At 60.6% G+C, this 26,505-nt stretch carries 25 protein-coding genes; 10 read left to right on the top strand and 15 right to left on the bottom strand.

Translation table 11 applies throughout. The features are described from left to right. Positions 1-191 precede the first annotated feature (191 nt). The 5 genes from J2Y90_RS07065 to J2Y90_RS07045 all read right to left on the bottom strand — a co-directional run bounded on the left by J2Y90_RS07065 (position 192) and on the right by J2Y90_RS07045 (position 5,486). On the bottom strand, positions 192-593 hold the full coding sequence (locus tag J2Y90_RS07065; RefSeq protein ID WP_007972930.1) for an ExbD/TolR family protein: 402 nt from the start codon (positions 591-593) through the stop codon (positions 192-194). 1 nt (position 594) lies between these two features. Then, complete coding sequence (locus J2Y90_RS07060) at positions 595-1,320, bottom strand: MotA/TolQ/ExbB proton channel family protein (RefSeq protein ID WP_253497857.1); 726 nt, start codon at positions 1,318-1,320, stop codon at positions 595-597. 45 nt (positions 1,321-1,365) lie between these two features. Further along, positions 1,366-2,175: an energy transducer TonB gene (locus tag J2Y90_RS07055; RefSeq protein ID WP_253497854.1), complete on the bottom strand. Its 810-nt coding sequence runs from the start codon at positions 2,173-2,175 to the stop codon at positions 1,366-1,368. A 343-nt stretch (positions 2,176-2,518) separates the two neighbouring features. Beyond that, positions 2,519-2,845 (bottom strand): hypothetical protein, encoded by a 327-nt coding sequence (locus tag J2Y90_RS07050; protein ID WP_253497851.1) that lies wholly within the window; start codon positions 2,843-2,845, stop codon positions 2,519-2,521. A gap of 280 nt (positions 2,846-3,125) precedes the next feature. Beyond that, entirely contained in the window at positions 3,126-5,486 is a 2,361-nt protein-coding gene (locus tag J2Y90_RS07045; protein WP_253497848.1) for a TonB-dependent receptor, read from the bottom strand. Between the two features lie 165 nt (positions 5,487-5,651). Between J2Y90_RS07045 and J2Y90_RS07040 the strand changes: the two genes are divergently transcribed. Together J2Y90_RS07040 and J2Y90_RS07035 are read left to right on the top strand one after the other, a co-directional pair. Beyond that, on the top strand, positions 5,652-6,596 hold the full coding sequence (locus J2Y90_RS07040; protein ID WP_042608540.1) for a LysR family transcriptional regulator: 945 nt from the start codon (positions 5,652-5,654) through the stop codon (positions 6,594-6,596). A 177-nt stretch (positions 6,597-6,773) separates the two neighbouring features. Next, a complete protein-coding gene (locus tag J2Y90_RS07035; RefSeq protein WP_253497845.1) occupies positions 6,774-8,390 on the top strand; it encodes an alkaline phosphatase family protein in 1,617 nt (538 codons plus the stop codon). 107 nt (positions 8,391-8,497) lie between these two features. Here J2Y90_RS07035 and J2Y90_RS07030 read toward each other — a convergent pair whose 3' ends face one another. After that, positions 8,498-9,418 carry a TauD/TfdA dioxygenase family protein gene (locus tag J2Y90_RS07030; RefSeq protein WP_253497842.1) on the bottom strand — a complete coding sequence of 307 codons (921 nt, stop codon included), beginning with the start codon at positions 9,416-9,418 and terminating at the stop codon, positions 8,498-8,500. A gap of 182 nt (positions 9,419-9,600) precedes the next feature. Here J2Y90_RS07030 and J2Y90_RS07025 point away from each other — a divergent pair, with 182 nt between their 5' ends. Beyond that, on the top strand, positions 9,601-10,521 hold the full coding sequence (locus J2Y90_RS07025; protein ID WP_212615023.1) for a LysR family transcriptional regulator: 921 nt from the start codon (positions 9,601-9,603) through the stop codon (positions 10,519-10,521). A 101-nt stretch (positions 10,522-10,622) separates the two neighbouring features. Here the strand turns inward: J2Y90_RS07025 and J2Y90_RS07020 are convergent, their stop codons facing one another. After that, positions 10,623-11,636, bottom strand: a complete 1,014-nt coding sequence (locus J2Y90_RS07020) for an ABC transporter substrate-binding protein (protein WP_253497839.1) — start codon at positions 11,634-11,636, stop codon at positions 10,623-10,625. A 396-nt stretch (positions 11,637-12,032) separates the two neighbouring features. Between J2Y90_RS07020 and J2Y90_RS07015 the strand changes: the two genes are divergently transcribed. From J2Y90_RS07015 to J2Y90_RS07005, 3 genes are read left to right on the top strand one after another with little or no spacing between them, the layout of a single operon-like run. Then, positions 12,033-13,631 carry an ABC transporter permease gene (locus tag J2Y90_RS07015; protein ID WP_253497836.1) on the top strand — a complete coding sequence of 533 codons (1,599 nt, stop codon included), beginning with the start codon at positions 12,033-12,035 and terminating at the stop codon, positions 13,629-13,631. Next, positions 13,628-14,443: an ABC transporter ATP-binding protein gene (locus tag J2Y90_RS07010; protein WP_253497833.1), complete on the top strand. Its 816-nt coding sequence runs from the start codon at positions 13,628-13,630 to the stop codon at positions 14,441-14,443. The genes J2Y90_RS07015 and J2Y90_RS07010 overlap by 4 nt, the downstream gene beginning before the upstream one ends. A gap of 14 nt (positions 14,444-14,457) precedes the next feature. Then, the gene (locus J2Y90_RS07005) at positions 14,458-16,068 is read left to right on the top strand and encodes an arylsulfatase (RefSeq protein WP_253497830.1); all 1,611 of its coding nucleotides are present in this window, start codon (positions 14,458-14,460) and stop codon (positions 16,066-16,068) included. 198 nt (positions 16,069-16,266) lie between these two features. Here J2Y90_RS07005 and J2Y90_RS07000 read toward each other — a convergent pair whose 3' ends face one another. Next, entirely contained in the window at positions 16,267-17,337 is a 1,071-nt protein-coding gene (locus J2Y90_RS07000) for a fatty acid desaturase (protein ID WP_253497827.1), read from the bottom strand. 100 nt (positions 17,338-17,437) lie between these two features. Between J2Y90_RS07000 and J2Y90_RS06995 the strand changes: the two genes are divergently transcribed. Then, complete coding sequence (locus J2Y90_RS06995) at positions 17,438-18,442, top strand: AraC family transcriptional regulator (protein WP_042610181.1); 1,005 nt, start codon at positions 17,438-17,440, stop codon at positions 18,440-18,442. Between the two features lie 3 nt (positions 18,443-18,445). On the opposite strand, the gene J2Y90_RS06990 is transcribed toward J2Y90_RS06995, so the two are convergent. The 4 genes from J2Y90_RS06990 to J2Y90_RS06975 all read right to left on the bottom strand — a co-directional run bounded on the left by J2Y90_RS06990 (position 18,446) and on the right by J2Y90_RS06975 (position 22,080). Continuing rightward, the gene (locus J2Y90_RS06990) at positions 18,446-19,669 is read right to left on the bottom strand and encodes a type II toxin-antitoxin system HipA family toxin (protein WP_253497825.1); all 1,224 of its coding nucleotides are present in this window, start codon (positions 19,667-19,669) and stop codon (positions 18,446-18,448) included. Beyond that, positions 19,662-19,910, bottom strand: coding sequence for a helix-turn-helix domain-containing protein (locus J2Y90_RS06985; RefSeq protein WP_064361629.1), 249 nt, complete (start codon positions 19,908-19,910; stop codon positions 19,662-19,664). Before J2Y90_RS06985 ends, J2Y90_RS06990 begins: the two co-directional genes overlap by 8 nt. 111 nt (positions 19,911-20,021) lie before the next feature. Next, positions 20,022-21,410 (bottom strand): heavy metal sensor histidine kinase, encoded by a 1,389-nt coding sequence (locus J2Y90_RS06980; protein ID WP_253497823.1) that lies wholly within the window; start codon positions 21,408-21,410, stop codon positions 20,022-20,024. Further along, positions 21,400-22,080 carry a heavy metal response regulator transcription factor gene (locus tag J2Y90_RS06975; RefSeq protein ID WP_253497821.1) on the bottom strand — a complete coding sequence of 227 codons (681 nt, stop codon included), beginning with the start codon at positions 22,078-22,080 and terminating at the stop codon, positions 21,400-21,402. The genes J2Y90_RS06980 and J2Y90_RS06975 overlap by 11 nt, the downstream gene beginning before the upstream one ends. Before the next feature lie 136 nt (positions 22,081-22,216). On the opposite strand from J2Y90_RS06975, the gene J2Y90_RS06970 reads away from it, so the two are divergent. After that, on the top strand, positions 22,217-22,702 hold the full coding sequence (locus J2Y90_RS06970; protein WP_041477439.1) for a GlcG/HbpS family heme-binding protein: 486 nt from the start codon (positions 22,217-22,219) through the stop codon (positions 22,700-22,702). 11 nt (positions 22,703-22,713) lie between these two features. Next, positions 22,714-23,124, top strand: a complete 411-nt coding sequence (uraH, locus tag J2Y90_RS06965) for a hydroxyisourate hydrolase (RefSeq protein WP_056786996.1) — start codon at positions 22,714-22,716, stop codon at positions 23,122-23,124. Positions 23,125-23,250: 126 nt separating this feature from the next. Here the strand turns inward: uraH and J2Y90_RS06960 are convergent, their stop codons facing one another. Beyond that, positions 23,251-23,928 (bottom strand): Crp/Fnr family transcriptional regulator, encoded by a 678-nt coding sequence (locus J2Y90_RS06960; protein ID WP_253497819.1) that lies wholly within the window; start codon positions 23,926-23,928, stop codon positions 23,251-23,253. 84 nt (positions 23,929-24,012) lie between these two features. Between J2Y90_RS06960 and J2Y90_RS06955 the strand changes: the two genes are divergently transcribed. Then, positions 24,013-24,540, top strand: coding sequence for a DUF962 domain-containing protein (locus J2Y90_RS06955; protein ID WP_253497817.1), 528 nt, complete (start codon positions 24,013-24,015; stop codon positions 24,538-24,540). Between the two features lie 88 nt (positions 24,541-24,628). On the opposite strand, the gene J2Y90_RS06950 is transcribed toward J2Y90_RS06955, so the two are convergent. Together J2Y90_RS06950 and cysW are read right to left on the bottom strand one after the other, a co-directional pair. After that, a complete protein-coding gene (locus J2Y90_RS06950) occupies positions 24,629-25,618 on the bottom strand; it encodes a sulfate/molybdate ABC transporter ATP-binding protein (RefSeq protein ID WP_253497815.1) in 990 nt (329 codons plus the stop codon). Between the two features lie 3 nt (positions 25,619-25,621). Further along, a complete protein-coding gene (cysW, locus tag J2Y90_RS06945) occupies positions 25,622-26,494 on the bottom strand; it encodes a sulfate ABC transporter permease subunit CysW (RefSeq protein ID WP_085733385.1) in 873 nt (290 codons plus the stop codon). Positions 26,495-26,505: the final 11 nt, after the last annotated feature.

Raw genomic sequence — 26,505 nt, 5'->3', positions numbered from 1 at the left:
AGGGAGCCGATCTTCATGTCGTTCAAATCCTGAGTTCGGCTCGAAATCTCAGGTCTGCGCAACTCGAACAATCACCTCGGTCAGTCCCCTCTCCCCCCGGGAGAGGGCTAGGGTGAGGGGCTTTTCTCCCTGCCAAAAATAAAAAAAGGGCCGCACCCTGCCAAGGAGACGGCCCCGGAAAACAAAATCTGTTACCGCGCAGTGATCACCGACAACTTGGTGATCCCTGCCCGTTCGATCGAAGCCATGGCCCGCGCCACTTCGCCGTAGTTCACCCCGTCATCGGCCTGCAATTGCACACGCACTTCCGGGTCCTTGGCTTTGGCCGACTTGAGGTTGAATTCGAGCAGGTCCGGCTGAATCTCGTCCTTGTTGATAAACAGTTTGCCGGCGCCGTCGATGCTCACCACCAGCGGATCCTTCTGCTCGACCGGCGCCACCGCTTCGGTCTTCGGCAGGTTGATCGGTATCGCGTTGGTCAGCAGTGGCGCGGTGACAATGAAGACCACCAGCAGCACCAGCATCACGTCCACCAGCGGCGTCACGTTGATCTCGCTGAGCACCTCGTCCGTGTCTTGCGTGGAGAAGGCCATGTCAGGATGCCTCCTTCACTTTTGCCGCGTTGCCCGGCGTTGCCACCTTGTGCGCGGTCGGGTGGATCAGTACGCGGAATGCACTCTTCTGCGCCAGGCTGTAGAAGTCGTGGGCGAAGTCATCCAGATCCGCTGCGGTCAATTTCAGACGCCGCAGAAAGTAGTTGTAAACCAGCACCGCTGGCACCGCGACGGCGATCCCCACACCGGTCGCGACCAGTGCCGCACCGATCGGGCCGGCCACCGTTTCCAGGCTCGCCGAACCGGCAGCGCTGATGCCTTTCAAGGCCTCCATGATTCCCCACACCGTGCCGAACAGACCAATGAACGGCGAGGTACTGCCAATACTTGCGACCACCGCCAGACCGGTTTCCAGCGAGCGCCGTTCACGCACGATCTGCTGGCGCAAGGCGCGCTCGAGGCGATCCTGATGGTTGATCGCCTGGCTCAGATCATTCGCCTGCGGCGCCTCGCCCACCTGGATTGCCGCGTAACCGGCCTGCGCTACTCGCGCTGCTGCGCCGGGCTGGGTTTCGCTCAATTCGGCGGCGGCATCCAGACTCGACGCCGCCCAGAAACGTTTATGAAAGCGCCGATCCTGCGCCTTCAGAAGGCCGAACTGCACAGCCTTGAGCAGAGCCAGGCCCCAAGTGGCGACGGAAAAAACCACCAGCAGCCAGATCACCGCGCTTTCGATGGATTCCAGTGGAGATGCCAGTAACGTCATGATGTGTTCCCTCGTGTAAACATTTCGCGCGAATTTGGTTTCGGTTTAATGAATCTTGAAATCGATGGGCACGCTGACCCAGCCGTCCTGAGCGACATCACCCTGCTTGGCCGGAACGAAACTCCAGCGCTTCACAGCGTTCAGCGCGGCGTCGTCGAGCTGCTGGCGGCCGCTGCTTTTGGCAATCTGGATCTCACCCGGCTTGCCGCTGGCCAACACATGCACCCGTAACAACACCGTGCCTTCCCAACCGCGACGCTGGGCCAGCGACGGATACTCCGGCGCCGGGTTTTTCAGGTACGCGGCGTTGGCCGAGGCCGGGGTGACCGGTGCCGGCGCGGGTGGTGCAGGTGGCCCTGGCGCTGCAACCGGGGCTGCCGGTTGTGGCGGCGCGGGTGGCTGCTCGACCGCTTTCGGCGCTGGTTTGGGTGCTTGCTTGACCACCGGTTTGGGTTTCGGAACAGGTTTTGGCGGCGGAGGTTTTACAGCCAGTTCGTCCTGCACCGGTGGCGGTGGCTCGACCACAGGCGTAGGCGGTGGCGGCTCGACAACCGGTGGCGCGGGTGGCGCCGGGCGCGAAAACTCGATGGTCATTGGTGGAATTTCCGGCGGCACAATTGGCAACGCCGGGGTCGGATGCTGATTGATCCAGTAGATCACCGCGCCGTGCACCACCAACGCCAGTACACCGAGCAGGATCGTCTCGCGCCGGCTCAGAATGCCTTTGGGCGCACGCTGCAAACGCAACTGCGCCAATGGCACGCGATGCGGCCGGCCAAGATCGACCAATTCGCCACTCGGCATCTGACGCCACAGCAATTCCTGTGCGCTGGCGGCGGTCTGGACATTGCCCATTGATTCACTCCCTGCGATCTTTTTCACGTTCTCTGCCGCAATGCTGCCGACCCCCCGTTTTTTGGAGCCCCCACGGCGAGTCGCTGGATGAATCATCGGGCTAGACGCTTATCTCCGAAAGTAATTTTTAATCTTATGTATAGGCGTTTATGGAATATGCAAAACCGTCATTTTCAGCAAGGCCACGTCATACAAGGCTTTCAAGGACAGCGGATAAAGGACATGCTTTCGCGGCATGAAATGTATTCGTGCAAAGCATGGCTTTATGGATGCCAACTCATCGAAACATCAAATAAAAAGGCCGGCACACTTGCGTGGCCAGCCTTTATTTATTTCAGCAACATTACTGTTTGACGAATTCCCCACCCAGGGTCACCACATCACCGTCAAAGTTTGTACGGGAACCTGCAGCACGCAATTTTGCGTAGTTATGGTCAGGGGAAAACAGGGACCAGGTTTGATAACCACTGTTGCCGTTCTGAGCGAGTACCGCGATCGTCGTAGGGTTGCCGGTGCTGTTCTGGAAGTGGTAATTACCGTAGCGGATGTCGTAGTTCACGCCGCCTTGACTCAGCGTACCGCTGAACGAGCCATTGGAGTCGTTGCCATCGGTAATAACCAGTTTCGCGCCAGAGTTTGAGTTTACATAAGTTCCATTGATGCTCGACATGATTCGATTTCCTTTATCGTTGAATAAGTGTCTTCCGATGAGCGCAAGTTTCCTCCTGAAAACTCACGACGGTCAGGATGGTCTGACACTCAAACATTGTCCACTCATGCGACTAACGAAATTGCAATAAGCACTATTCAAGTTGCTCATAACTTATTTCAAATCTGTCGAGGATTAATTCCATTTTAACTAGCGACTGATGGGGGTCTGTTACAAGCCGATCAGTAACAACATAACGCGGCATTGCCGGGCGACAGCATGCAGCGCCTCGATGGATCAATCAAAAGTCGTAGCGACCGGTAACGCCGAGGGTCCGTGGCGTGCCGAGCAGGCCCTCATAGCCGCCGTTGCCGCCGGTCCACAGGGTCGTGTAGTAGGTTTTGTCGAAGGCGTTTTTCAGCCACAGCGAAACATCCCACTGGCCCTGATTGAAATCGCCGCGCAGGCCGGTGGAGAGGTTGACCACCGCGTAGCTGGGGATCTGCCCGTAGTCGGAATCCTCCACCGTGCCCACCGCTTTGGAGCGGAACGCGTAGCTGCCGGTGACGTAGGGTTCGAAGCCGTTATCCAGATTCCATGTGTATTCGCCGTTGGCGTTGCCGATCCATTTCGACGCGCCGACCACTTGATGGCCGCTGAGGTCGCAGGAGGCCGGCGCACCCGGGGCCTGGCTGACTTCCGGCGGGCACGGCGCATCCTTGTAGGAGAGATAGCTGACGTCGTTGTACGAGCCGTTGAAATTCAGCGTCAGGCCACGCAGCGGCACCACGGTGCTTTCGAACTCGATGCCGCGCGAGCGCACCGAGCCGGCGTTGGTCAGGTATTGCACGCGGTTGGCGGCGTCATAGGCGTTGGTCTGGTAGGCATTGACCTGGGTCCAGAACACGTTGGCGTTGAGTTGCAGGCGGCGATTCCACAGGGTGCTTTTGAAACCGAGTTCGGCGTTATTCGCACGCTCGGTGCCAATCAATAACGAGTCGGCGCCAGCGGTAGGTGCGGAGCCGACCGCAAGGTTGACCCCGCCGGATTTCTCGCCATGGGACAGCGTGGCGTAACCGAGCACGTCGTCGGTTATGCGATAGCTCAGGTTGAGCAGTCCGGAGGGGCTGGAGCTGTACTGATTCAAGTCTCCGGAATCGTAGGCGCCGGCACGCCCGCGGCGCGCATTGGCTGCCGCGCCGGCCACTGCCACACCGCCGAGCGGCGCGTTGCGGCTGACCGAGGCGTTTTTCTCTTCGTAGGTGCCGCGCACCCCGGCAGTGAAATCCAGGCGCTCGCTCAGGTGCCAGGTGCCTTGGGCAAACAGGGCGAAACTGTCGGTCTTGATATGCCCCTTGCCGACGCTGGTGACGTTGGCCAGGGCGCCGGCCGGGGTGCCGTTCCAGATGTCGGCCTGCGGGCCGTAATAGGCGAAGGATTTGTTGTCCAGATCCGAGCCGAAATAGTAGGCACCGACCACGTAATCGAAGAACTCGCCCTTGGGCGAGGCCAGGCGAAATTCCTGTGAATACTGTTTGTCTTCCACCGACACGCCGGCGTTGTAACTCGCCGGCACATTGAGGCCGTCGTCGTTGCGCGGGGTGAAATTCCAGAAGCGGTACGAGCTGACCGAAGTCAGGGTGAAATCGCTCGGCAACGTCCAGTTGGCTTCCACCGAAGTGCCGCCCTGATGCACGGTGACGTGTTGGTCGTTGTCGAGATTGACCTTGCGGTGCCGGCCGTTGACCAGCGTCGCCCCGGCCGCGCTGGCCCGCGATTCATACAGATTGACGCCGTTGATGGTCGGCCCGGCGTTGTACAGCACGCGGGTGCCGGCGCTGGAATCTTCTTCGTTGTAATCGCCGATCCAGCGCAGATTGAAATCTTCATTGGGCTTGAACAACAGCTGCGCGCGGAAGCCTTCGCGCGAACCACCGTTGAGGTCGTGGCCGTCGTATTCGTTCTTGATGTCGCCGTCACTGCGCGTGCGGTAAGCAGAAAAGCGCCCGGCCAGTTGATCATTGAGCGGCCCGGAAATGGTGCCCTTGGTCTGGAAATAACCGTCCTCGCCGACCGAGGTTTCGATGCTGCGCTCAGGCGTGAATGACGGCGCGCGGGTGCTGATGTTGATGACCCCGGCGGTGGTGTTCTTGCCGAACAGCGTGCCCTGCGGCCCACGCAGAACTTCGAGCTGCTCAATGTCCATCAGATCGAACACCGCCATCCCCGGACGGCCTAGATAGACGTTGTCGATGTACAGACCAACGCTGCCTTCCAGACCATCACTGGCCGGGTTGTTGCCCAGACCGCGGATCGACACGCTGGACTGGCGCGCATGCATGTAGGCGACGTTGACGCTGGGCACCAGTTGCTGCAGATCCTGAATCCGGTAGACCCGCTGCGTCTCCAGATTCTGCCCGCTGACCACGCTCATCGGCGTCGGCACATCTTGCGAGCTTTCTTCGCGGCGGCGGGTGGTGACGGTCACCGTTTCCAGCTGCGAACCATTGGCCGCCGCTGTGCCTGCCGGAATCGGCGGCGGCGTGTCGGTTTCGGCGGCATAACCGTGAGTCCAGCTGGCGCTGCCTGCCAGCAACAGCGCCAAAGGCAGGCGTTTGAGCCGTCGGGGTGATGGGGGTAACGCGAGATTCAACGGACTCATGGCGCGGCTCCTGGTCAAAAAACACACAGACATCTTCAGCACTGCATATTCTTTTCAGTTATTTATTTATGGATTTACAAATATTTACTGCATAAGAGATTGCCTTTATAAGGAGTCGACCTAATGCATATCCAATGCATTTCCCGGATATTTTTTATGTGAAAAATGCATATCGACTTGCGCCAGCTTCGTCACTTCATCGCTCTGGCTGAACAACGCAGCTTCGTCGCTGGCGCGCAGGCGGTGAACCTGTCGCAGTCAGCATTCAGCCGCAGCATTCAGGCGCTGGAACACAGCGTCGGCTGCCAGTTGGTCGATCGTGGGCGCAAGGAATTGCCGCCGACCAAACAGGGCCAGGTCCTGCTCGAACATGCGCGGCGACTGGTCAGCGGTGCGCAGCAGATGGCCAACGAGATCAGCCAGTTCAACGGCCTCGAAGCAGGGGAATTGCGCTTTGGTTGCGGGCCGGCGCCGGCGGCCGGATTGATCCCGCGCGCGATCGGCGCCTTCATCGGCCGCTACCCGAAAGCACGGGTGCAGTTTCAGGTCGATGACTGGCAAAGCCTGAGCAAACGCCTGCTCAGCGAGGAGTTCGAATTCTTCGTCGCCGACACCCGGCAGTTCGAGGCGGATCCGGATTACCAGACCCACCGCTTGCGCGCGCGCAAGTGGCATTTCTGCTGCCGCGCCGGGCATCCATTGACGGCGTTTGAACGGATCACCGCCGAGCAGTTGCTGAGTTATCCACTGGCGGTGAGCATCCGCCCGCCGAACCTGCGCAAGGTCATCGTCGACCTCAGCGGTCGCCCGGATTTCACCCCGAATGTGGAGTGCGAAAACGGTTCGAGCCTGTTGAGTGTGGTGCTGCGCTCGGAGGCGATCGGAATTGTCGGCGCGTATTCCGATGCGTTGCATCTGGCCAAGGGTGAGCTGGTCTGTTTGAAGATCGAAGGCCTCGCCGATGATCTGGAGGAGCTGTATACCCGCTATGGGATTGTCAGCCGCGCCGGGTATCGGTTGTCACCGTTGGCCGAAGCGATGATCGAGCAGATCAAGGCGATCGATGCGGTGGATGATGAGGTGTGTTCGCTGGAGAATTTTGCGGTCTGAGCTGCCCCTTCGCGAGCAGGCTCGCTCCCACAGGAATACGCATTTCAAATGCGGGAGCAAGCCTGCTCGCGAAGGGGCTGATGCAATCCCTGCATAAACCCCATTCCCCAAATGCACTTGCCGAACACCCCTACCGACGGCGAAAACCCTCACCTGTCCCACTGACCGGTGAACCCCATGCCCACCCCGCCCAACCCCGTGCGCAACGTGCTGTACATCATGTGCGATCAACTGCGCCGCGATTACCTGTCCTGCTACGGCCACCCGCATCTGCACACGCCGAACATCGATCGTCTCGCTGCCGAAGGCGTGCGTTTCAGCCGTGCCTACACCCAGGGCACGATCTGCGGCCCGTCGCGGATGTCGGCCTATACCGGGCGTTATGTCAGCAGCCATCAAGTGGCCTGGAACGCCGTGCCCTTGCCGCTGGATGAACTGACGATTGGCGATTACCTGCGGCCTCACGGCATCCGCACCGCGCTGGTCGGCAAGACCCACGCCACGGCCAATGTCGACGCCTTGCAGCGCCTGGCGATCAACTCGCAAAGCGCGCAAGCCGAGTTGCTCAATGAGGTCGGATTCGAACCGTACCTGCGCCACGACGGCATCTACCCCGACGATCCGTTATTCGACGGCAAGCGTGAATCCGCGCCCTACACCCACTATCTGCGCGAACACGGCTTCGACGGCCGCAATCCCTGGCACGACTGGGCGAATGCCGCCGAAGGCGAGGACGGTGAAATCCTCAGTGGCTGGAAAATGCGTTATGCGAATTTGCCAGCACGAATTCCCGAGCAACACTCCGAGACTGTCTACACTACAAATCGCGCCATCGACTTCATCGCTGAGCAGGGCGAGAAATCCTGGTGTTTACACCTCTCATACATCAAACCGCACTGGCCCTACATCGTACCAGCGCCATACCACGCCTTGTACAGTACGAAATCGATTCTCAAACCGGTCCGCGCGACGCCCTCTGAAGCCAGCAAACACCCCGTATATGCTGCCTTTCGCCAGCATCAGGAAAGCCTCAACTTCTCCCGCGACTCAGTACGATTGAATGTAATCCCCACCTACATGGGCTTGATCAAGCAGGTGGACGATCAATTGGGGCGGCTGTTCGATTTTCTGCAGAGCAACGGGCGCTGGGATGACACGTTGATCGTGTTCACCAGCGATCACGGCGATTTCCTTGGCGATCATTGGCTGGGCGAGAAGGAGTTTTTGCTGGAACAGGCGGTGGGCGTGCCGTTGATCGTGCGCGACCCTCGGCCGGCGGCGGATGTCACCCGTGGCACTGTCGATGATCGACTGGCGGAAACCATCGATGGGTTGCCGACGTTTCTTCAAGCGTTGGGATTAGCGGGCGCCGAACATCGGCTGGAAGGGCGCTCATTGATCCCATTGCTGCACGGGGAAAATCCCGATTGGCGCCGTTATGCGATCAGCGAGTACGACTACGCCTTTCAGGCACCGGCGCGGGAACGACTGGACCAACCGATCGATCGTTGCCGCATGACCATGGTGCGCAGCGAGCGCTGGAAATACCTGGCGTACGACGGCTTTCGACCGCAGCTGTTCGATCTGTTGAATGACCCGCACGAACTGCGTGATCTGGGCGATGACCCGGCGTACGCAGCGGTGCGCGAGGAGCATGCGGGGTATTTGTTTGAATGGATGCGCGGGTTGAAGCGGCGCACAACGATCAGCCATCAGGAGATCGACTTGCGTGGGCAGCGGTTTCGTTATGGAGAGCCGGAAAGCGAGAAGGTCGTTCAGATCGGAGTGTGGTGAAAGCCCTTCGCGAGCAGGCTCGCTCCCACAGGGATTGGCGTCGATCACATCCGTTGTGTCCGGCACTAATCCATTGTGGGAGCGAGCCTGCTCGCGAAGAGGCCCGATCAAACGCCGACGATATCCGCGCCCTTGATAGTCTGGCTCCGCTGCCCATTCACCCCCACCGGCACCTCGCCCTTGAGCGTCACACGGCGCACCACCCGATCCTGGGTGCCGTAATCATCAATCGCGTAATGCTGCGTCGAACGGTTATCCCAGATCGCCACATCACCCGCCTGCCAGCGCCAGCGCACGGTGTTTTCCTGGCGGATCACATGGCTTTGCAACAAGCCGAACAGGTGCGCCGAATCTGACTGCGAATAGCCTTTGATGCGTTTGACGAAATGCCCCAGCAGCAGGCTCTTTTCGCCGCTGACCGGATGCACTCGCACCACCGGATGCTCGGTTTCGTAAACAGTCGAAGTGAAGACTTTGCGATAGCGCTCCAGTTTTTCCGCAGAGACGTCCGGTTTCGCTCCGGCATAGTCGTACTCGTTGCTATGCACGGCGGTGAGTTTGTCGGCGAGTTCACGCAGCTCGATCGGCAAGCCGCTGTAAGCGGTCGCGGTGTTGGCCCAGAGCGTATCGCCGCCGAAGGCTGGGGCGACTACCGAGCGCAGGATCGAGGCTTTCGGGTAGGCGTCGACGAACGTCACGTCGGTGTGCCAGGAATTGGCGCGCTGACCTTCTGCGCCGTCCAGCTCGAGCAGATAACGGGTGCCTTCGCGCGATGGCACGGTCGGGTGCGCTACCGGCTCGCCGAGCAGATGAGCGAAGGCTTCCTGACGCTGATCGTCGAGCTGAGTCTGTTCGCGGAAAAACAGCACTTTGTATTCAACCAGCGCCTGCTGGATTGCTTCGACGGTGGCGGCATCCAGCTCCCCGGACAGGTGCACGCCGCGGATTTCCGCACCGATACGCCCGGCTACCGGGTGAATTTCCAACGCGTGAGAAACGGACTTTACGGCGAGTGCGGCATTACTCATGGGACGACCCTCATCGACGGCTTGCGATTTTGCCGGCAGCGAAACAACGCTCTATCTATATTCCATTTACATCTAATAGATATTCACATGCTTCGTTGACGGAATAAGAGCTTGCATTTAAAACCTCAAGCAACCCTCGTCGCAAATGCCTTCGAGCTATTTTTAGGATGCCGGAAAAGCATATGGATCTTCGCCAGTTGCGCTACTTCATCGCCCTCAACGAACACCGCAGTTTTGTCCGCGCGGCAGACGCCATGGGCATCACTCAACCGGCATTCAGCCGCAGCATTCAGGGGCTGGAGCAAGAGTTCGGCTGCGTGCTGGTGGATCGCGGCAACAAGGATCTGCGTCCGACCCCGGAGGGCCAGGTAGTGCTGCAACACGCCCTGAGCCTGGTGCAGGGGGCGGCGTTGCTCAGCGCTGAAGTGACGCAGATGACCAAGCTCGACGCCGGCGAAGTACATTTCGGTTGCGGCCCGGCGCCGGCGGTGAAACTGGTGCCGGACGCGGTGGCGCAATTCATCAATGCGCACCCGAAAGTGCGCACCTGTTTTCAGGTGGATAACTGGGAAAAGCTCAGCCGTGCGCTGAGCCGCGAAGAGATCGAATTCTTCATCGCCGACATTCGCCATTTCGAGTCCGATCCGAATTTCCAGACCCAACCGCTGACACCCAAGCGCGGCGTATTTTTCTGCCGCCCGGGACATCCGTTGTTGGCCAAGGAGAGTCTGTCGACCAACGACATGTTCGACTACCCGCTGGCCGCCACGCTGATTCCGCCGGGCATTCGCAAGCTGCTGGCGAACCTCAGCGGACGCATCGATTTCTCGCCGACCATCGAGACCGAACACTTTCCGGCGCTGGTCAAAGTGGTGCTGCAATCCAATGCCATCGGCGTCGGCACGGAAGAGGCGTTTGTCGAGGATGTCGCCAAGGGTTCGCTGGTGTTGTTGCACTGGCGCAACCTGCCGCAGAACCTCGAGAGCATGAACGCCCGTTGCGGCATCGTCAGCCGTACCGGGTTCCGGCTGTCCCCGGCGGCCAGGGCGATGATCGAGACGCTGGTGGCGGTGGATCGGCAGGATGTCAGCGTCGCCGTCTGAACCCCCTTCGCGAGCAGGCTCGCTCCCACACTGGAACTGTGCACATATCCAAATGTGGGAGCGAGCCTGCTCGCGAAGAGGTCAGCGAAGACGCTGGAGATCTAAAGCTTGGCGGCTGAGAGTTCAGGCGCCACCCAATCACTGACCTTGAACGGCTTGCGAATCAGCCTCTGCTGCGCCGCCAGGTCGACCTTGTCCTGCAGGCCACTGAGAAACACCGGATCCAGCGTCGACGGGAAAATCTCGCTGAGATTCTGATCCTTCAGATCCTGAGCAAGAATCACCGGCGGATAACTGGCCAGCCCCGATACCAACTGCACATAGGCCTCTTTGTTGCTGTCCTGAGTCAGCCACTCGACCGCCTGCTGCTGCGCCTTGAGCAGCTTCGCGATGACCTCAGGATGGGCGTCGACGAACTTGCCATTGCCCAGCAAAACCGCCTGCACGCTGCCAGCGCCGCCAAGGTCCTTGGTGTTCAGCGGCAATTCCGCCAGGCCTTTGGCTTGCAAGGCACTCAGCGCGGAGCTGCCCCACGATGCATCGATCTGCCTGGCCGCGAGTGCCGAGACCGCGGCGTTGAAGTCCAGATTGATGACCTTCACGTCCTTCTCGCTCAGCCCCTGACTGGCCAGCGCCGCATCGAACGACAGTTGCGTCGCCGTGCCGCGAAAGATCGCCACGCGTTTGCCCTTGAGATCCTGCAGGGTCTTGATCCCCGAGCCCGGCACCACGCCGAGGTATTGCTTGACCCCGCGCGCCGTGGCGCTGAGCAGACGCGTGTCCAGCCCGTTGGATTTGCCGATGATCGCGGCGAGATCGCCGAGATAGGCCAGATCGACCTGACCGTTGGCAAACGCCTCATTGATCACCGGCCCGGCGCCCTTGAAGAAACTCCACTGGATCTTGATGCCCTGCTCGGCGAAGGCCTTTTCGAAGATCTGCTGATCGCGCAGCACATCGACGATACCGCCACCACTATGTTGAGTGCCGGCGCTGAGGTCGGGCACGGCGATGCGGATTTCCTTGAGCTCCTCGGCCTGGGCATTGAGCGTGAGAAAGCCTGCAAGCGCCGGGACGGCCAACAGGCTGAGGATTCGTTTGAACGGAAGGTTCATGGGTGCGGCTCCTAGATCGCTGAGGAGCCGAAAGTAGGCTGGATGCACACCTTCACTTAAATACTATAAATGCACATTTTTATATCCATATGAGCTAAGCGAGGGCGTGTGCGGCTTGCAGCGCCATATGCATTAACAGCATCTAAAATATTCTTCGAATGCATTGGATGCGCGTAAGCAGGCAAGCCTTAAATGGATTCGCTTATCTCCCGATAGCATCTAACGAAAATTTGTTAGATCAGTTTCATATATGACGAAACCCAGTGTGGGAGCGAGCCTGCTCGCGAAGAGGCCATGCCAGCCGCCATCAATGCTGCCTGAAACAGCCATTTCGCGAGCAGGCTCGCTCCCACATGAAAAGCGGTTCGCCATGCAACCCGACAACGGAGGTCACCCATGGCCCGTCAATCCCTGCTCAGCCTGCCGCTGGCCGCGCCGCCGCTGAAAAGCCGCCGCTCCTGGCCGAGTCTGAACCACCGTCTGTTGCCTTGGCTGTTGCCTGTCAGCCTGTTCGCCCTGTGGTGGCTGGCCGCGCGCAATCAGTGGATGAGCGAGCAGATCCTGCCGGCGCCATCGCTGGTGTGGAGCAGTGCCGTGGAACTGGCGCAAGGCGAGTTGTGTAGCCATTTGTGGATCAGCCTGCAACGGTTGTTCTGGGGCTTGCTGGCAGGCGTTTCGGCCGGCGCGGTGCTCGGCGCCGCACTGGGTTTCAGCCGAAGTCTGGAGCGACTGATCTTCCCGACATTCGCCGGGTTGGCGCAGGTGCCGACGCTGGCATGGATTCCGCTGTTCATGGTGTTTTTCGGCATCGGCGAAGTGCTGAAACTGGTGGTGCTGATCAAAGCCATCGTCGTGCCGGTAACCCTGCACACACTGGTCGGCGTGCGCGATGCGCAACCGGAACTACGCGAAGCCGCCGCCGTGTTGCGCCTGCCGCCGCGTCTGTTGATTCGTCGCCTGGTGCTTCCCGCCGCGCTGCCGGCGTTCATGGCCGGAGTACGCCTGGCACTCGCCGCCGGCTGGACCTCGTTGCTGGCGGTCGAGCTGCTGGCCTCCAGTGAAGGCATCGGCTATCTGATGGTCTGGGCGCGGCAGCTGTTCATGCTCGACATCGTGTTCGTGTGCATTGTGATCATCGGTCTGATCGGCGTGGCGATGGATCGCGGCATCGGCCTGCTCGACCACAAACTGGTGCACTGGCCGCACCCGGCCACCGCGCAAATCACTCGCGGCCCGCGCTATCAAGGCTGGCAACGCCTGCAACCGTGGCTGCTGCCGCTGGGCTTGCTGGCGCTCTGGCAACTGGCCAATGATCAACAGTGGGTCGACGCGAGCATTCTGGTCAGCCCTGCGGCTGTACTGAGCACGACATGGGACGGACTGCTCGACGGCACGCTCGTCAACGGCATGGCGCTGAGCCTGAGCCGCACCCTGGGCGGCTTGCTGATCGGTGGCGGCCTCGGTTTCGCCCTGGGCTTGCTGCTCGGCATGTCACGTCTCAGCGAACGCCTGCTCGGCCCGACACTCGCCGCACTGCGGCAGATTGCGATTTTCGCCTGGGTGCCGCTGCTCACTGCATGGTTCGGCCTCGGCGAACAGGCCAAGTGGGTGTTCGTCGCGCTCGCTGCGTTCTTTCCGCTGTTCGTCGCCACCCAGCGCAGCGTCGCCAACCTGTCGCCGCAACTCAACGAAGCCGCACAAGTGCTGCGCCTGAGCCTCGGCCAGCGCCTGCGCCGACTGGTGCTGCCCGGCGCTGCGCCAGGGATTTTCGCAGGGCTCAGATTGAGCCTGATCTACGCCTGGCTCGGCACCATCGGCGCTGAATATTTCATGCCGTCCAATGGCGGCATCGGCAGTCAGATGATCGGCGCGCAACAGTTACTGCGCATGGATCTGATCATGGCCGGCATGCTGCTGGTCGGCCTCACCGGCGCCCTGCTCAACCTGATCGGCCAACGCCTGGAAATTCGCGCGACCCGCTGGAGACACGCATGAACGCACCGATTGTCAGCTTCAACCACGTAGGCAAATCCTTCGCCGTCAACGGCTTCGAACTGGAGGCGATTCGCGAATTCAACCTCGACATCGCCGAGGGCGAATTCGTCGCCATTGTCGGTTCCAGCGGCTGTGGCAAATCCACCCTGCTGCGTTTGCTGGTCGGCCTCGCCACCGAGTTTCGCGGCCAGATCAGCGTCGACGGCAAAGCCGTCAGCGGCATCGGCGGCGAGCGCGGCATCGTCTTTCAGGAACATCGCCTGTTCCCATGGCTGACGGTCGCCGACAACATCGGCCTGGGCCTGGTCAACGAACCCCTGAGCGGAGCGCAGAAACAACAGCGCATCAAGGATTTCATCGAACTGGTCGGCCTCAGCGATTTCACCGAGGCCTATCCGCATCAGCTTTCTGGCGGCATGGCGCAGCGCGTGGCGATCGCTCGCGGCCTCGTCGCCAGCCCGCGAATCCTGTTGCTCGACGAACCTTTCGGTGCCCTCGATGCGCTGACCCGCCAGCAAATGCAGGACGAGCTGTTGGCGATCCGCGAACGGGCAAAGATCACCACGATTCTGGTGACCCACGATGTCGAGGAAGCAATCTTTCTTGCCGACCGCGTGGTGGTGATGGAGCCGCGTCCTGGGCGGATCAAGCAAGTGGTCGACATTGCCTTGCCGCACCCGCGCCAGCGCAGCGGTTACGACTTCCATCAGTTGCGTGAAGAACTGCTGCACGAGCTGACCAGTGATGACCATTACCAACCGAGCGCACCGGTGCAGATCCGCGATCTGCCGCTGACGTTCATTGCCTGCTGAACAGGAGTTTCGCGATGCCGCAACGTCCCAACTTTCTAGTGATTCTGGCCGACGACCTAGGCTTTTCCGACATCGGCGCGTTCGGCGGCGAAATTTCCACGCCGAACCTCGATGCACTCGCCCACAACGGCCTGCGCCTGACCGATTTCCACACCGCACCGACCTGCTCGCCGACGCGCTCGATGCTGCTGACCGGCACCGATCACCACATCGCGGGCATCGGCACCATGGCGGAAGCGTTGACCCCGGAACTGATCGGCAAGCCCGGTTACGAGGGCTACCTCAATGACCGCGTCGTCGCCTTGCCCGAGCTGCTGCGCGAGGCCGGTTATCAGACTTTGATGAGCGGCAAATGGCACCTCGGCCTGAAGGCCGAACTGGCGCCCCATGCGCGCGGCTTCGAGCGCTCGTTTTCACTGTTGCCGGGCGCGGCCAACCACTATGGGTTCGAGCCGACCTATGATGAGCAGACGCCGGGGCTGCTGAAATCCACCCCGGCGCTGTACATCGAAGATGATCAGTTTCTCGACGAGTTGCCGAAAGATTTCTATTCCTCCGATGCCTTCGGCGACAAGCTGTTGCAGTACCTCAAGGAACGCGATCAGACCCGGCCGTTCTTCGCCTATCTGCCCTTCTCCGCGCCACACTGGCCGTTGCAGGCGCCCGCCGAGATCGTTGAGAAATACCGTGGCCGCTATGACGCCGGCCCGGAAGTGCTGCGCCTCGAACGCCTGGAAAAACTCAAGGCGCTGGGCTTGATCGAGGCTGACGTCGAGCCGCATCCGCTTGTTCAACTCAGCGCACAGTGGGACGCCCTGAGCGACGAGCAAAAGCAGATATCCGCACGGGCCATGGAGGTCTACGCGGCGATGGTCGAGCGCATGGACTGGAACATCGGCCGTGTCGTCGATTACCTGCGCCAGCAAGGCCAGCTCGACAATACCTTCATCCTGTTCATGTCTGACAACGGTGCCGAAGGCGCACTGCTGGAAGCGTTCCCCAAGTTCGGTCCGGAGCTGATGACCTACCTGAACCAGCATTACGACAACAGCCTCGACAACATCGGCCGGGCCAATTCCTACGTCTGGTACGGGCCGAACTGGGCGCAGGTGGCGACCGCGCCGTCGCGGTTGTTCAAGGCCTTCACCACCGAGGGTGGGATCCGCGTGCCGGCGCTGCTGCATTATCCGCAACTGCCGCTCAAAGGGCAGATCAGCCATGGTTTCGGCACGGTAATGGACATCACCCCGACCATCCTCGATCTGGCTGGCGTGCGTCATCCGGGCAAACAGTGGAAAGGCAAAGCGGTCGCGCCGCTGCGGGGTAAATCATGGCTGGGCTTTTTGTCCGGCGAGACCACGCAAGTGCATGACGAGAACACGGTGACGGGGTGGGAATTGTTCGGACGCCGGGCGATTCGCCAGGGCTCATGGAAAGCGGTGTTCATTCCAGGGCCGGTCGGGCCGGCGACCTGGCAGCTCTATGATCTGGCGAGCGATCCGGGGGAGATTCATGACCTGGCGTTGAGTCAGCCGCAGAAACTCACTGACCTGATCGGGCATTGGCAGCGGTATGTCGAGGAGACCGGGGTGATCCTCAGTGCTTCGCCGTTTCAGCCGGATTGAAGCAAGATCAAGAGCCCCTCACCCCAGCCCTCTCCCAGAGGGAGAGGGAGCCGACCGAGTTGTCTGCCGTCAAACATCGACCTGTGAAATCCAGTCGATTAAGGATTCAGCGGCGTCCTTTCACATCGGCGTAGCTCTTCAATATCCCTCGGTCAGTCCCCTCTCCCCCCGGGAGAGGGTTAGGGTGAGGGGCATTTGTCAGGCCTCCACCACCTGCGCGGACACCACCTCTTCGTCCCTGCCCGCAAACCGGTTCGCCCGGCCGAACGTGCCGAAATCATTGAAGCGCACGCCCATCTCACGCATGACCTTATGCGCCACCGGCACGGTCATCTGGCGAATGTAAAACGGCTCCTTCACCACGAAATGATGAATCCCGTGACTGCTGCCGAAGTTGAAGCAGAACGCCTGCAACGGCCACAGCCACCACGGGTTCAGCACCTGACATTGCTGCAGCACGTTGCCCGGTTCGACGTCACCGTAGTAGTGCATGTTCGAGCTGATGAAATGCAGGCAAAAAGTGCGCAGCACGTTCGGGCCGATGATCACCACGGCGGCGATCTCGATCACTTGCATTACCGAGAGCGTGGTGGCCGACCACACGATTGGCGAGCCCAGCAAATAGGCGATGCCGTTGGCCGCATGAAAGCCGAGAAACACATACCACGCGCCCCAGTGCAGCAGCGCCAGCGGTGCGTAGACCTTGAGCACGCGTTTGCCGATGCTCAGCTTGTGCGCCCACGTCCTGGCCCGCAGCAGGCGGATGAACGCCGACATGAGGTTGTCGCCCACCATCAACAGCCGCGCAAAACCCCACGGCTCGCCGTTGGTGATCGCGCGCTCTTCCATGTCGGCTTCGGTGCCGGACACCTTGTGATGGTTAAGGTGCAGATGACGACGGATCCACGGGTTGATCGTGCTCGGCCGCGCCAGCCAGACCAGTCCCATCATCAGGTTGTGCGGCACGCGCTGCTTGCGGAAATACATGCTGTGGATCAGGTCGTGCTCAAGCTCATGGGTCAGCGAGGCGAAAAAAGCATTGAGCAGCAGACACACCCACCAAGCCATATGGCCAGTGATGTACAGCGCCGCCGAGCCGATCATCCCGGCCAGCGCGAACGCCAGAATCCCCGCGCCCAGTGCATCCTGATGCTGAAGAATCGGGTAGCGCTCACGCAATTCCACACCTTTGGCCAGCACCACCTGGCGAATATGCGCCGAGCGCTGCGCCGCATTCAGTCGTTCAGGGCTTGCAGAAGTACCGTCCATGCTTCCATCCTCGGGTCTAAGATATGTGCATCGTGCCTCGCTTGTGCTTGTACCGCGCTAGCCAGGAACGCCAACCTGTTGACCGGACGCGCCAATCAGCATGAAGGAACCGACCTCCCTCGCCAGCTGGACCCGTGCCCTGCGCAAGCAACTCGACGCGCTGGGTCTGGACAGCCTCGCCCTGTGCCAGCAGGCCGGGCTCGACCCGACGCTGATGGACGACCCCAACGCGCGTTATCCGCTGTCCGGCACCACGCGTTTGTGGGCACTCGCGGTTGAGGCCAGCGGCGATCCGGCGCTGGGCTTGCGCGTGTCGCGCTTCGTCAGCCCGACCACGTTCCACGCGCTCGGTTATGCACTGGTGGCCAGCGGCAGTTTGCGCGAGGTGTTCGAGCGCATCGTGCGTTATCACCCGGTGGTCAGCGATGCGCTGGAGCTGGAACTGAGCCGCCGCGAAGACCGCTATCAATTCCGCCTGAAAATCCCCTCAGGCAACCCGGCTCCGGCCTTCGAAGCCATCGACGCCTTCGCGGCGATCTACGTGCGCACCTGCCGCAATCGTCTCGGCCGTGACTATGCACCGCTGGCGGTGTATTTGCGCCGCCCGGAACCGCACGACGCCCAGCAATGGCACAAAGTCCTCCGCGCGCCAGTGTATTTTTCCGCCGCCGAAGACCGCCTGGAGTTCGCCCTCTCCGACTTCGACAGCCACCTCGATGACGCCAATCCGGAACTCGCAGAACACAACGAAGCCGTACTCAAACGCACCCTCGCCCAGCTCAAACCGCTGACCTGGGAACGCAAAGTGCGCGATGCCATTGAAGAACAACTGCCCGAAGGCGAACCGAGCGCCGAACGCATCGCCCAGGCCTTGCACCTGAGCCTGCGCAGCCTGCAACGGCATCTTGCCGACGAAGGCTGTCGCTTCGACACCCTGCTCAACGAAAGCCGTGAAAACCTCGCGCTGCTGCACCTGCGTGATCCGCAATGTTCGTTGAGTGAAGTTAGCTATCTGCTGGGCTTCGCCGACACCAGCAGCTTCAGCCGCGCGTTCAAGCGCTGGACAGGGATGACGCCGGGGCAGTTTCGGGATCAGTTGCGCTGAGTTTCAACTGTTGCGCAGGCTGCGCGCCAGACCGGCCGACCATTGTTCGATCATTGCAGCGCCCACCTCTGCGAAGGCAGGATGATTTGCGCTGTACTCCGCCATTTCGCCCAGCGCTTGCTGTACACCCTGCGCGACCATTTGCAGTAACCGGTTGCAACGCGCTTCACTTAGATTGCAGGCCGTACGACCAAACTTGGTAAGCATTTTATGCTTGGGCCACGCCTTCGAACCGCCCAACAGCAGTGCCATACTATCGCTCTTGATGTACACCGACGTGGTGATGATGTCGTACGCCGGAGCCAGCCTGACCAATGCGCGCTCGCCACAATCCTCATAGAGCACGCCAAAGTTTTTCAGGTGGGCATCGCCGTTTTTCAATGCCGCCGACAAAGCGACAATCTTGAAGAAAGCTTCCAGTGCGTGCTTGAGTAATGAGGGCGAAACAAACGCCTTGATCTGCCGTGCGACTCCTTCGTAAGAGCCATCGTATTTGGCCTTCGACGGCCAGCCGTTGAGCACGCAAAAGTCTTCGAAACCGAGGTATCCGGTGTCGCTCAAGTCAAAACGCTCGATGACGAGAAATTTGCCATGCTCGCTGAGTTCGAAATGCGGCACGTCGAGGCCACAAAGTTGCGCAGCGCGCAGGCAGAAATATTCGTTGGTTGCCAGCTCGGGATACTCTTCGGCACGGAAGGCTTTGACCAGATGAGTCGAGCCTCGGTGCATCAGTCGGTCTATTGCAGCGGCACTGTCACGCACCAATACTTTGGGCTGCACGCCTGAAACCCCGGAATACTGCCCGTAAGTCTGCAAAAGATCCTCGAACAAACCTTGCGCTCCGTCATTAACCAACAACTCAGCGAGCGAGGTTTCAGGTGGACGATCAGTTGTCGATGCGCTCGCGATCGAAAGACGCCCGAGTTGATGCGGGCCGACGATACTTAGTAAAGCGAAGTCATCGAAGCCGCGCACGGCTTTGCTGAAACGCCGGACCAACTCATCGCGCAACGCACCTTCAGGAAGATTCATCTCGAATATCGGATGAATGCCGCGTTCACAACCATAACTTTCCAGGCGTGTCGGCATGGTCAGCGAAACGGCATTTTCATCAATCGCATCGTCCCGATAGCTGAACACGCTGTCGACATCTGCGTGCCCGCGCCCCAATCTTCCAACCTCATGGCCGCCGACGCAGACCTGCAAGCGGTCCAATGCCTCAGCCATGGAAGTTCACCTTGCGCAGCGTGTCGAGTGTCGGCCGTCGAGAGGCGCGGGGGATTGCGGCCAATTCGTAGCCGAATCCGTTAAGAATCGCTTCGACTTTACGCAGACCGATTTCCGAGATTGTGTTGTTTTCAATCCCCGAGATTGTTGCGCGGCTCATGCCGTATTGCTGCGCCAAAGCTTGCTGGGACAGCTTTTCAGCCTTACGCAAGCTTCTGATCAACTCGCCAATTTTTTCCATCACCGCCCCAAATGCATTGCTTACAATGCAAATCCACCAAAAGAATTTAATTGCATCATCAACAATGCAATTAAATGAGCTTAGCGTAGATGGTCAGCCATCGCTAACGTCTTAACACCGCCCCTCAAACCCCAACTCAAACACCGTCCCCGCCACATCACTACTCACCCGCACCTGCCCGCCATGCAACTGCATGATCGACTGCACTATCGCCAGCCCCAACCCGCCCGAATCCCCCGGTTCAGCACGCGAGGGATCGACGCGATAAAAGCGGTCGAACAGCTTGCCCAGATGCTCCGGCGGGATAACCGGGCCGTGGTTGTGTACTTGCAGCCAGCACATACCCGGTTCATCGCGGCGGCGCAGGCTGATCAGGGTGCCGGGGTCGGCATGGCGTACGGCGTTGGCCAACAGGTTGCCGAGGGCGCGCTGCAGCAGTTGCTGGTCGGCGGGCAATTCGCCGTGCATGCGGTTTTGCAGTTGGAGATCGCGGTCATCGGCCAGGGCTTCGAAGTAATCGCAGAGCTCGTCGCCAACGCTGCGCAAGTCCAGTGTTTGCAGATTGAGCGCGCGTTCGGCCTGTTCGGCGCGGGCGAGGAACATCAGGTTCTCGGCCATGCGCTTGAGCCGTTCGAACTCTTCCATGTTTGAGGCCAGCACTTCCTGATACTCGGCCGTGCTGCGCGGATGGTTCAGGGCCTGGCCGTTGCTGGCCAGCAAAGTGTGCAACGGCGTGCGGATTTCGTGGGCGAGGTCGGCGGAGAACTGCGACAGGCGCTGCACGCTGTCGTCCAGCCGTGCCAGCATGGCGTTGAGCGCGTGCACCGGCTCGCGCAATTCGGTCGGCGTGCCCTCGGTGGGCAGGCGTCGGTCGAGACTGCGCAGATCGATGCTGCGCACCGCTTGACTCAACTGATGCAACGGTTGCAATCCCCGGCGCAACAACAGCAAGCCCAAGGCAAAGGCGAGCAATGCGCCGAGGCCAACAGACAGATACAGGCGCAGGCGATAACTGCCGAGCATCTGTTCGCGCTCGCTGAGCACTTTGCCGGCGATCACCGTCAGGGCTTCACCGTTGGGGCCTTGGGCCTGGCCGGACAGCAAGGCCAGTTCGGCGCCGTCGCTGGACTGCCAGGTGAGCACGTCGCGGCGCTGCGGCATTTGTTCTCGCGCTAATGCATGGAGCACCGGCAATTCGCGCTGACGCGGGTTGATCGCGATCACGCTGGAGCCGTCCGCCCGGCGCACCAGCAGCAGACTGTCGAGATTGCCGAGCATGTTCTGATACAACCGTGGCCGCGCCTGCAAGGCGTCGAGGCTGTCGCTGTCAGCGAGCAAGGCGCGCACTTGTTCCAGGCGACCGAGCAGGGCCATGTCGTCACGAAAGGCCAATTCCGAGGCCAGCGAGCGGTAGAGAAAAACGCCGATTGCGCTGAGTACCAGCGCGCAGACCACGGCGAAGGCCAGAGCCAATCGCCAGGCGATCGATTTACTCCACATCGTCCGGCGCTTCCAGCTGATAACCGACGCCACGCACGGTGTGGATAAGTTTCGGCATGTACGGGTCGTCGACCTTGGCGCGCAAACGCCGGACTGCGACTTCGACCATGTTGGTGTCGCTGTCGAAATTCAGGTTCCACACCTGCGAAGCGATCAGCGTGCGCGAGAGCACTTCGCCTTGGCGGCTGGCGAGCAATTGCAACAGGGCAAACTCTTTGTTGGTCAGGGCAATGCGCTGGCCGCCGCGACTGACCCGGCGGCGCAGCACGTCGATCTCCAGATCAGCGATGTTGTACGACTCGGCTTCGCGCAGCGGCCCGCGTCGCAGCAGCGTGCGCACCCGCGCGAGCAGTTCGGCGAAAGCGAAGGGTTTGAGCAGGTAATCATCGGCGCCCAGTTCCAGCCCACGAACGCGGTCTTCGATAGCGTCCTTGGCGGTGAGAAACAGCACCGGTGTGGCGCCGCGCTGGCGGATCAGTTGCAACAATTGCCAGCCGTTCAGACCCGGGAGCATCACGTCGAGGATGATCAGGTCGTATTCCTGCTGCTCGATAAAATAGCGGCCGTCGAGGCCATTGAGCGCCACATCCACGGCGAAACCCGACTCGCCCAGGCCCTTGGCGAGGAAGTTGGCGGTTTTGGCTTCATCTTCTACGACCAGCAAACGCATGGCACACCTCGATTGATCAGGCACACAGGCTAGGCGTGTTCGGCGCCGTTGCCCATTACAAACTTGTAATCCGCCTGACGGGGTTCTGACGAAGTGCGCCGGTTAAGGTGCAGACCTTCCCATTCGGAGCCTGCACATGACCGTCAAATACCTTGTCGCCAGCCTGATCCTCGGCCTCAGCGGCGCAGCAAGTGCCACGCCAGAACTGCCGCGCCACGCCGATCTCGACCTGAAAACCGCACGCTGGCTGGCGGACAAGGCGATGAGCAGTTGCACCGGCACGGTGTCGGTACTCGACCGTGGCGGTAACTTGCTGGTGACGTTGCGTGGTGACGGCGTCGGGCCGCACAACACCGCCGCCAGCCAACGCAAGGCCTACACCGCGCTGTCGACCAAGACCCCAACGCGGCTGTTCGCCGAGCGCGCCCGCAGCAACCCGGAAACCGCCAACCTCAACACCCTCGATGAATTGCTTTTGCTCGGCGGCGGTATCCCGCTGTTCGCCGGCAGCGAACTGGTCGGCGCCATGGGCGTGGCCGGTTCCGGCGGCGGTGAGCAAGACGAAAACTGCGCCCGCGCCGCCGCCGACAAAGCCGGCCTGACCATCACCCGTTCCCACTAAGGAGATCCACCATGACGACCCTGCGCATGACCCTCGCCGCCCTCGGCCTGAGCGCTGTTTCCAGCCTGACGATGGCCGCCGGCAATCCGCTGAGCGTGCACGTGCTCAACCTGGAAAACGGCCTGCCGTCACCGGGCATCAACGTCACCCTGGAAAAACACGTCGGCGAAAACTGGCAGCCACTGGCCCAGGGCACCACCAACGAGCAAGGGCGGATCGCCGAGCTGTTCCCGGCCAAACAGCCATTCGAAGCCGGTGAATACCGCGTGGTGTTCAAGACCGGCGAGTATTACCAAAAGATCAAGCATGAGACGTTCTTCCCGGAAATTCCGGTGATCTTTCAGGTCAAGCAGACCGATCAGCACTACCACATCCCGCTGCTGCTGAGCCCGTACGGTTTCTCGACCTATCGTGGTTCCTGATCCAGACCCCGATTCCCTGTGGGAGCGAGCCTGCTCGCGAAGGCGTTGTATCAGTCGACATCATCATTGAATGACCCACCGCTTTCGCGAGCAGGCTCGCTCCCACATTGGGATTTCAGGCGCCCGTCAAATCGTGGCCAAGGCCCGCAATCGCGCGCTATCGAGGATTTCGATCTCGCCGTAAGCCAGACCGATAACCCCCTGCCCCTGCAGATCCTTGAGGATCTGATTGGTGGTCTGCCGCGACAGCGACAGCATCGCTGCCAACTGCTCCTGCGGTAGCTGCAGCGTCCGGCGTGGTGCGTCGAGTTCGCCGTAGCCTTCGGCGATCATCAGCAAGCGATGAGCCAAGCGCGCCGGGGCTGGCAGCAGGCTCAACTGTTCGAGATTGATGAAAGCGAGGCGCAACTTGTGGCTCATCAGCAGCGCCAGATGCCGCCAATATTGCGGCTGTTCGTCGAGCAGTTTGAGCAATGCCGCTTGTGGAATATTCAGCAAGGTACACGGCCCGACTGCATAGGCATCATGGGTGCGTGGCTGGCCGTCGAACAGGCAGATTTCGCCGAACCAGTGCGGCGCCTCCACCAGACTCAACAACGCCTCCTTGCCCTGCTCGCTGACTGCGCCGATGCGCACGGCGCCATCAAGCACTGCGTACAGACCGCACGGGGCATCGCCGCGCTGGAACAGCCGCTGCCCCGGCGTGAGCCGCCGCTCTCGAGCCAGCGCCAGCAGGCTATCCTGAAAGGACGCCGGCAGATGACTGAACCACTGGCCGCTGAGCAACCGTGCACGAATTTGCATAACCACTCCTGGAGTGTCGCCTGCCCGACAGAACGAACGCCGATCCCGAGGGATGATGCATTCAACCATACTGGAGGAACAACAATGAAAAGCCTCGTCGACCACCTCAGTCAATACGCCGCCTACCACCGCGACCCGCGCAACATCGTCAGCCACTTTATCGGCATTCCGCTGATCGTGGTGGCGGTTGCTGTTCTGCTGTCGCGGCCGGAGTGGTCGCTGGGCGGGTTGTGGGTATCTCCCGCCGTCGTCGTGGCGCTGGCGTCGGCGTGGTTTTACCTGCGTCTGGAGTTGAAGCTCGGCGTGTTGATGACGCTGCTGATGGGCCTGTCGGTGTGGGCCGGGCATGCACTGGCGCAGCAAAGCACCCTGGTCTGGTTGAGCAGCGGCCTGGCGATGTTCGTGATTGGCTGGGTGATCCAGTTTGTCGGGCATCACTATGAAGGGCGCAAACCGGCGTTTGTCGATGACATCAGCGGGCTGATTGTCGGGCCGCTGTTCGTTGTGGCTGAGTTGGCGTTTCTGCTGGGGATGCGGCAGGAGTTGAAAGCGCAGATTGAAGCGCGGGCAGGGGTGGTGCGAGTCAATCCGAATCGCAAAGCAGCGGCTTAGGCCGCTTGAAAGATCGCAGCCTTCGGCAGCTCCTACAGTTGGAATGCGTTCCCCTGTAGGAGCTGCCGAAGGCTGCGATCTTTTGCTTTTAGAGGTTGGCGACTTTCTGCCAGACCTTGGGTTTGAAAAACAGGGTTTCACCCTTGGCCAAGCCGATCAGGCTGTCGTGGTCTTTCACCACTTCCGCCTCAATCAAATCCGCCTGCCCTTCGACCTTCAGCGTCACCCGCGTGGTCGCGCCCAGTGGACGGATATCGCGCACCTCGGCAGCGTGGTGATCTTCCAGCTCATGTCTGGACAACGACACTTCGTGCGGGCGGAACAGCACATGGTTGTCATCGCTCAGCAGCAGGCGGTTCGAGTCACCAAGGAAGTGATAAACGAAATCGCTGGCCGGGTTTTCGTAGACGTCGCCCGGTGAGCCGATCTGCTCGATCACGCCCTTGTTCATCACCACGATACGGTCGGCGACTTCCATTGCTTCTTCCTGGTCGTGGGTCACGAACACCGAAGTCAGGTTGATGTCTTCGTGCAGCCGCGCCAGCCAGCGCCGCAGTTCCTTGCGCACCTTGGCGTCGAGGGCGCCGAACGGCTCGTCGAGCAGCAGTACTTTCGGTTCCACCGCGAGGGCACGAGCCAAGGCGATGCGCTGACGTTGACCACCGGACAACTGCTCCGGATAGCGATCCGACAGCCAGTCCAGTTGCACCATGTTCAGCAGTTCGTGGACCTTGGCCGCGATCTGGCTTTCGCTCGGACGCTGGTTTTTCGGTTTCATGCGCAGGCCGAACGCGACGTTGTCGAACACCGTCATGTGGCGGAACAAGGCGTAATGCTGGAACACGAAACCGACGTTGCGATCCCGCACATCGTGGCCGGAAACGTCTTCGCCGTGAAAGACGATGTTGCCCTGATCTGGGGTTTCCAGACCGGCGATAATGCGCAGCAAGGTGGTCTTGCCGCAGCCCGAAGGGCCCAGCAGCGCGACCAGCTCACCGCTCTGGATATCCAGGCTGATGTTGTCCAGCGCCTTGAACGCATTGAAATTCTTGCTGACGTTACGCACTTCGATCGACATGAATTATTCCTCCGCGGCGCTGGCGCGCAGGCGGTTGATACGGTTTTCGCTCCACTGCTTGAGCAGCAGGATGAAGAGCGCCAGGATCAGCAACAGGCTCGCCACGGCGAACGCGGCCACGTGGTTGTATTCGTTGTAGAGGATCTCGACGTGCAGCGGCAAGGTGTTGGTCACCCCGCGAATGTGCCCGGAAACCACCGACACCGCACCGAACTCGCCCATGGCCCGCGCGGTACACAGCACCACGCCATAAATCAGGCCCCACTTGATGTTCGGCACGGTGACGTGCCAGAACATCTGCCAGCCATTGGCGCCGAGCAGACGCGCGGCTTCTTCCTCCTGGGTGCCTTGTTCCTGCATCAGCGGAATCAGTTCACGGGCCACGAACGGCACGGTGACGAAAATTGTCGCCAGGACAATGCCCGGCAGGGCGAAGACGATCTGGATGTCGTGATCCTGCAGCCACGGCCCGAACAGGCCCTGGGCACCGAACATCAGCACGTACACCAGACCGGCGATCACCGGCGACACCGAGAACGGCAGGTCGATCAGCGTCACCAGCATGCTCTTGCCACGGAACGAGTATTTGCTCACGCACCACGCCGCACTGACGCCGAACACCAGGTTCAGCGGCACCGAGATCAGCACGGCAATCACCGTCAGTTTCAGCGCCGACAGCGCGTCCGGTTCAAAGATCGCGGTGAAGAACGCGCCAAGGCCATTCTTCAAACCCTGCGATACGACGATGAACAGTGGCAGCAGGAGAAACAGGAAAAAGATCAGCCAGCCAAGACCGATCAGGACTCTGCGCGAAGTGGCGCTGCCACGCCGCGCAGCGTTGGCCGAAGAGGCGGCCGCAATAGACGATTGGGACATGTTCGCGCCTC

It is taken from the genome of Pseudomonas koreensis (assembly GCF_024169245.1).
Classification (GTDB): domain Bacteria; phylum Pseudomonadota; class Gammaproteobacteria; order Pseudomonadales; family Pseudomonadaceae; genus Aquipseudomonas; species Aquipseudomonas koreensis_F.
This window is presented reverse-complemented; position numbering and strand designations above follow the sequence as displayed.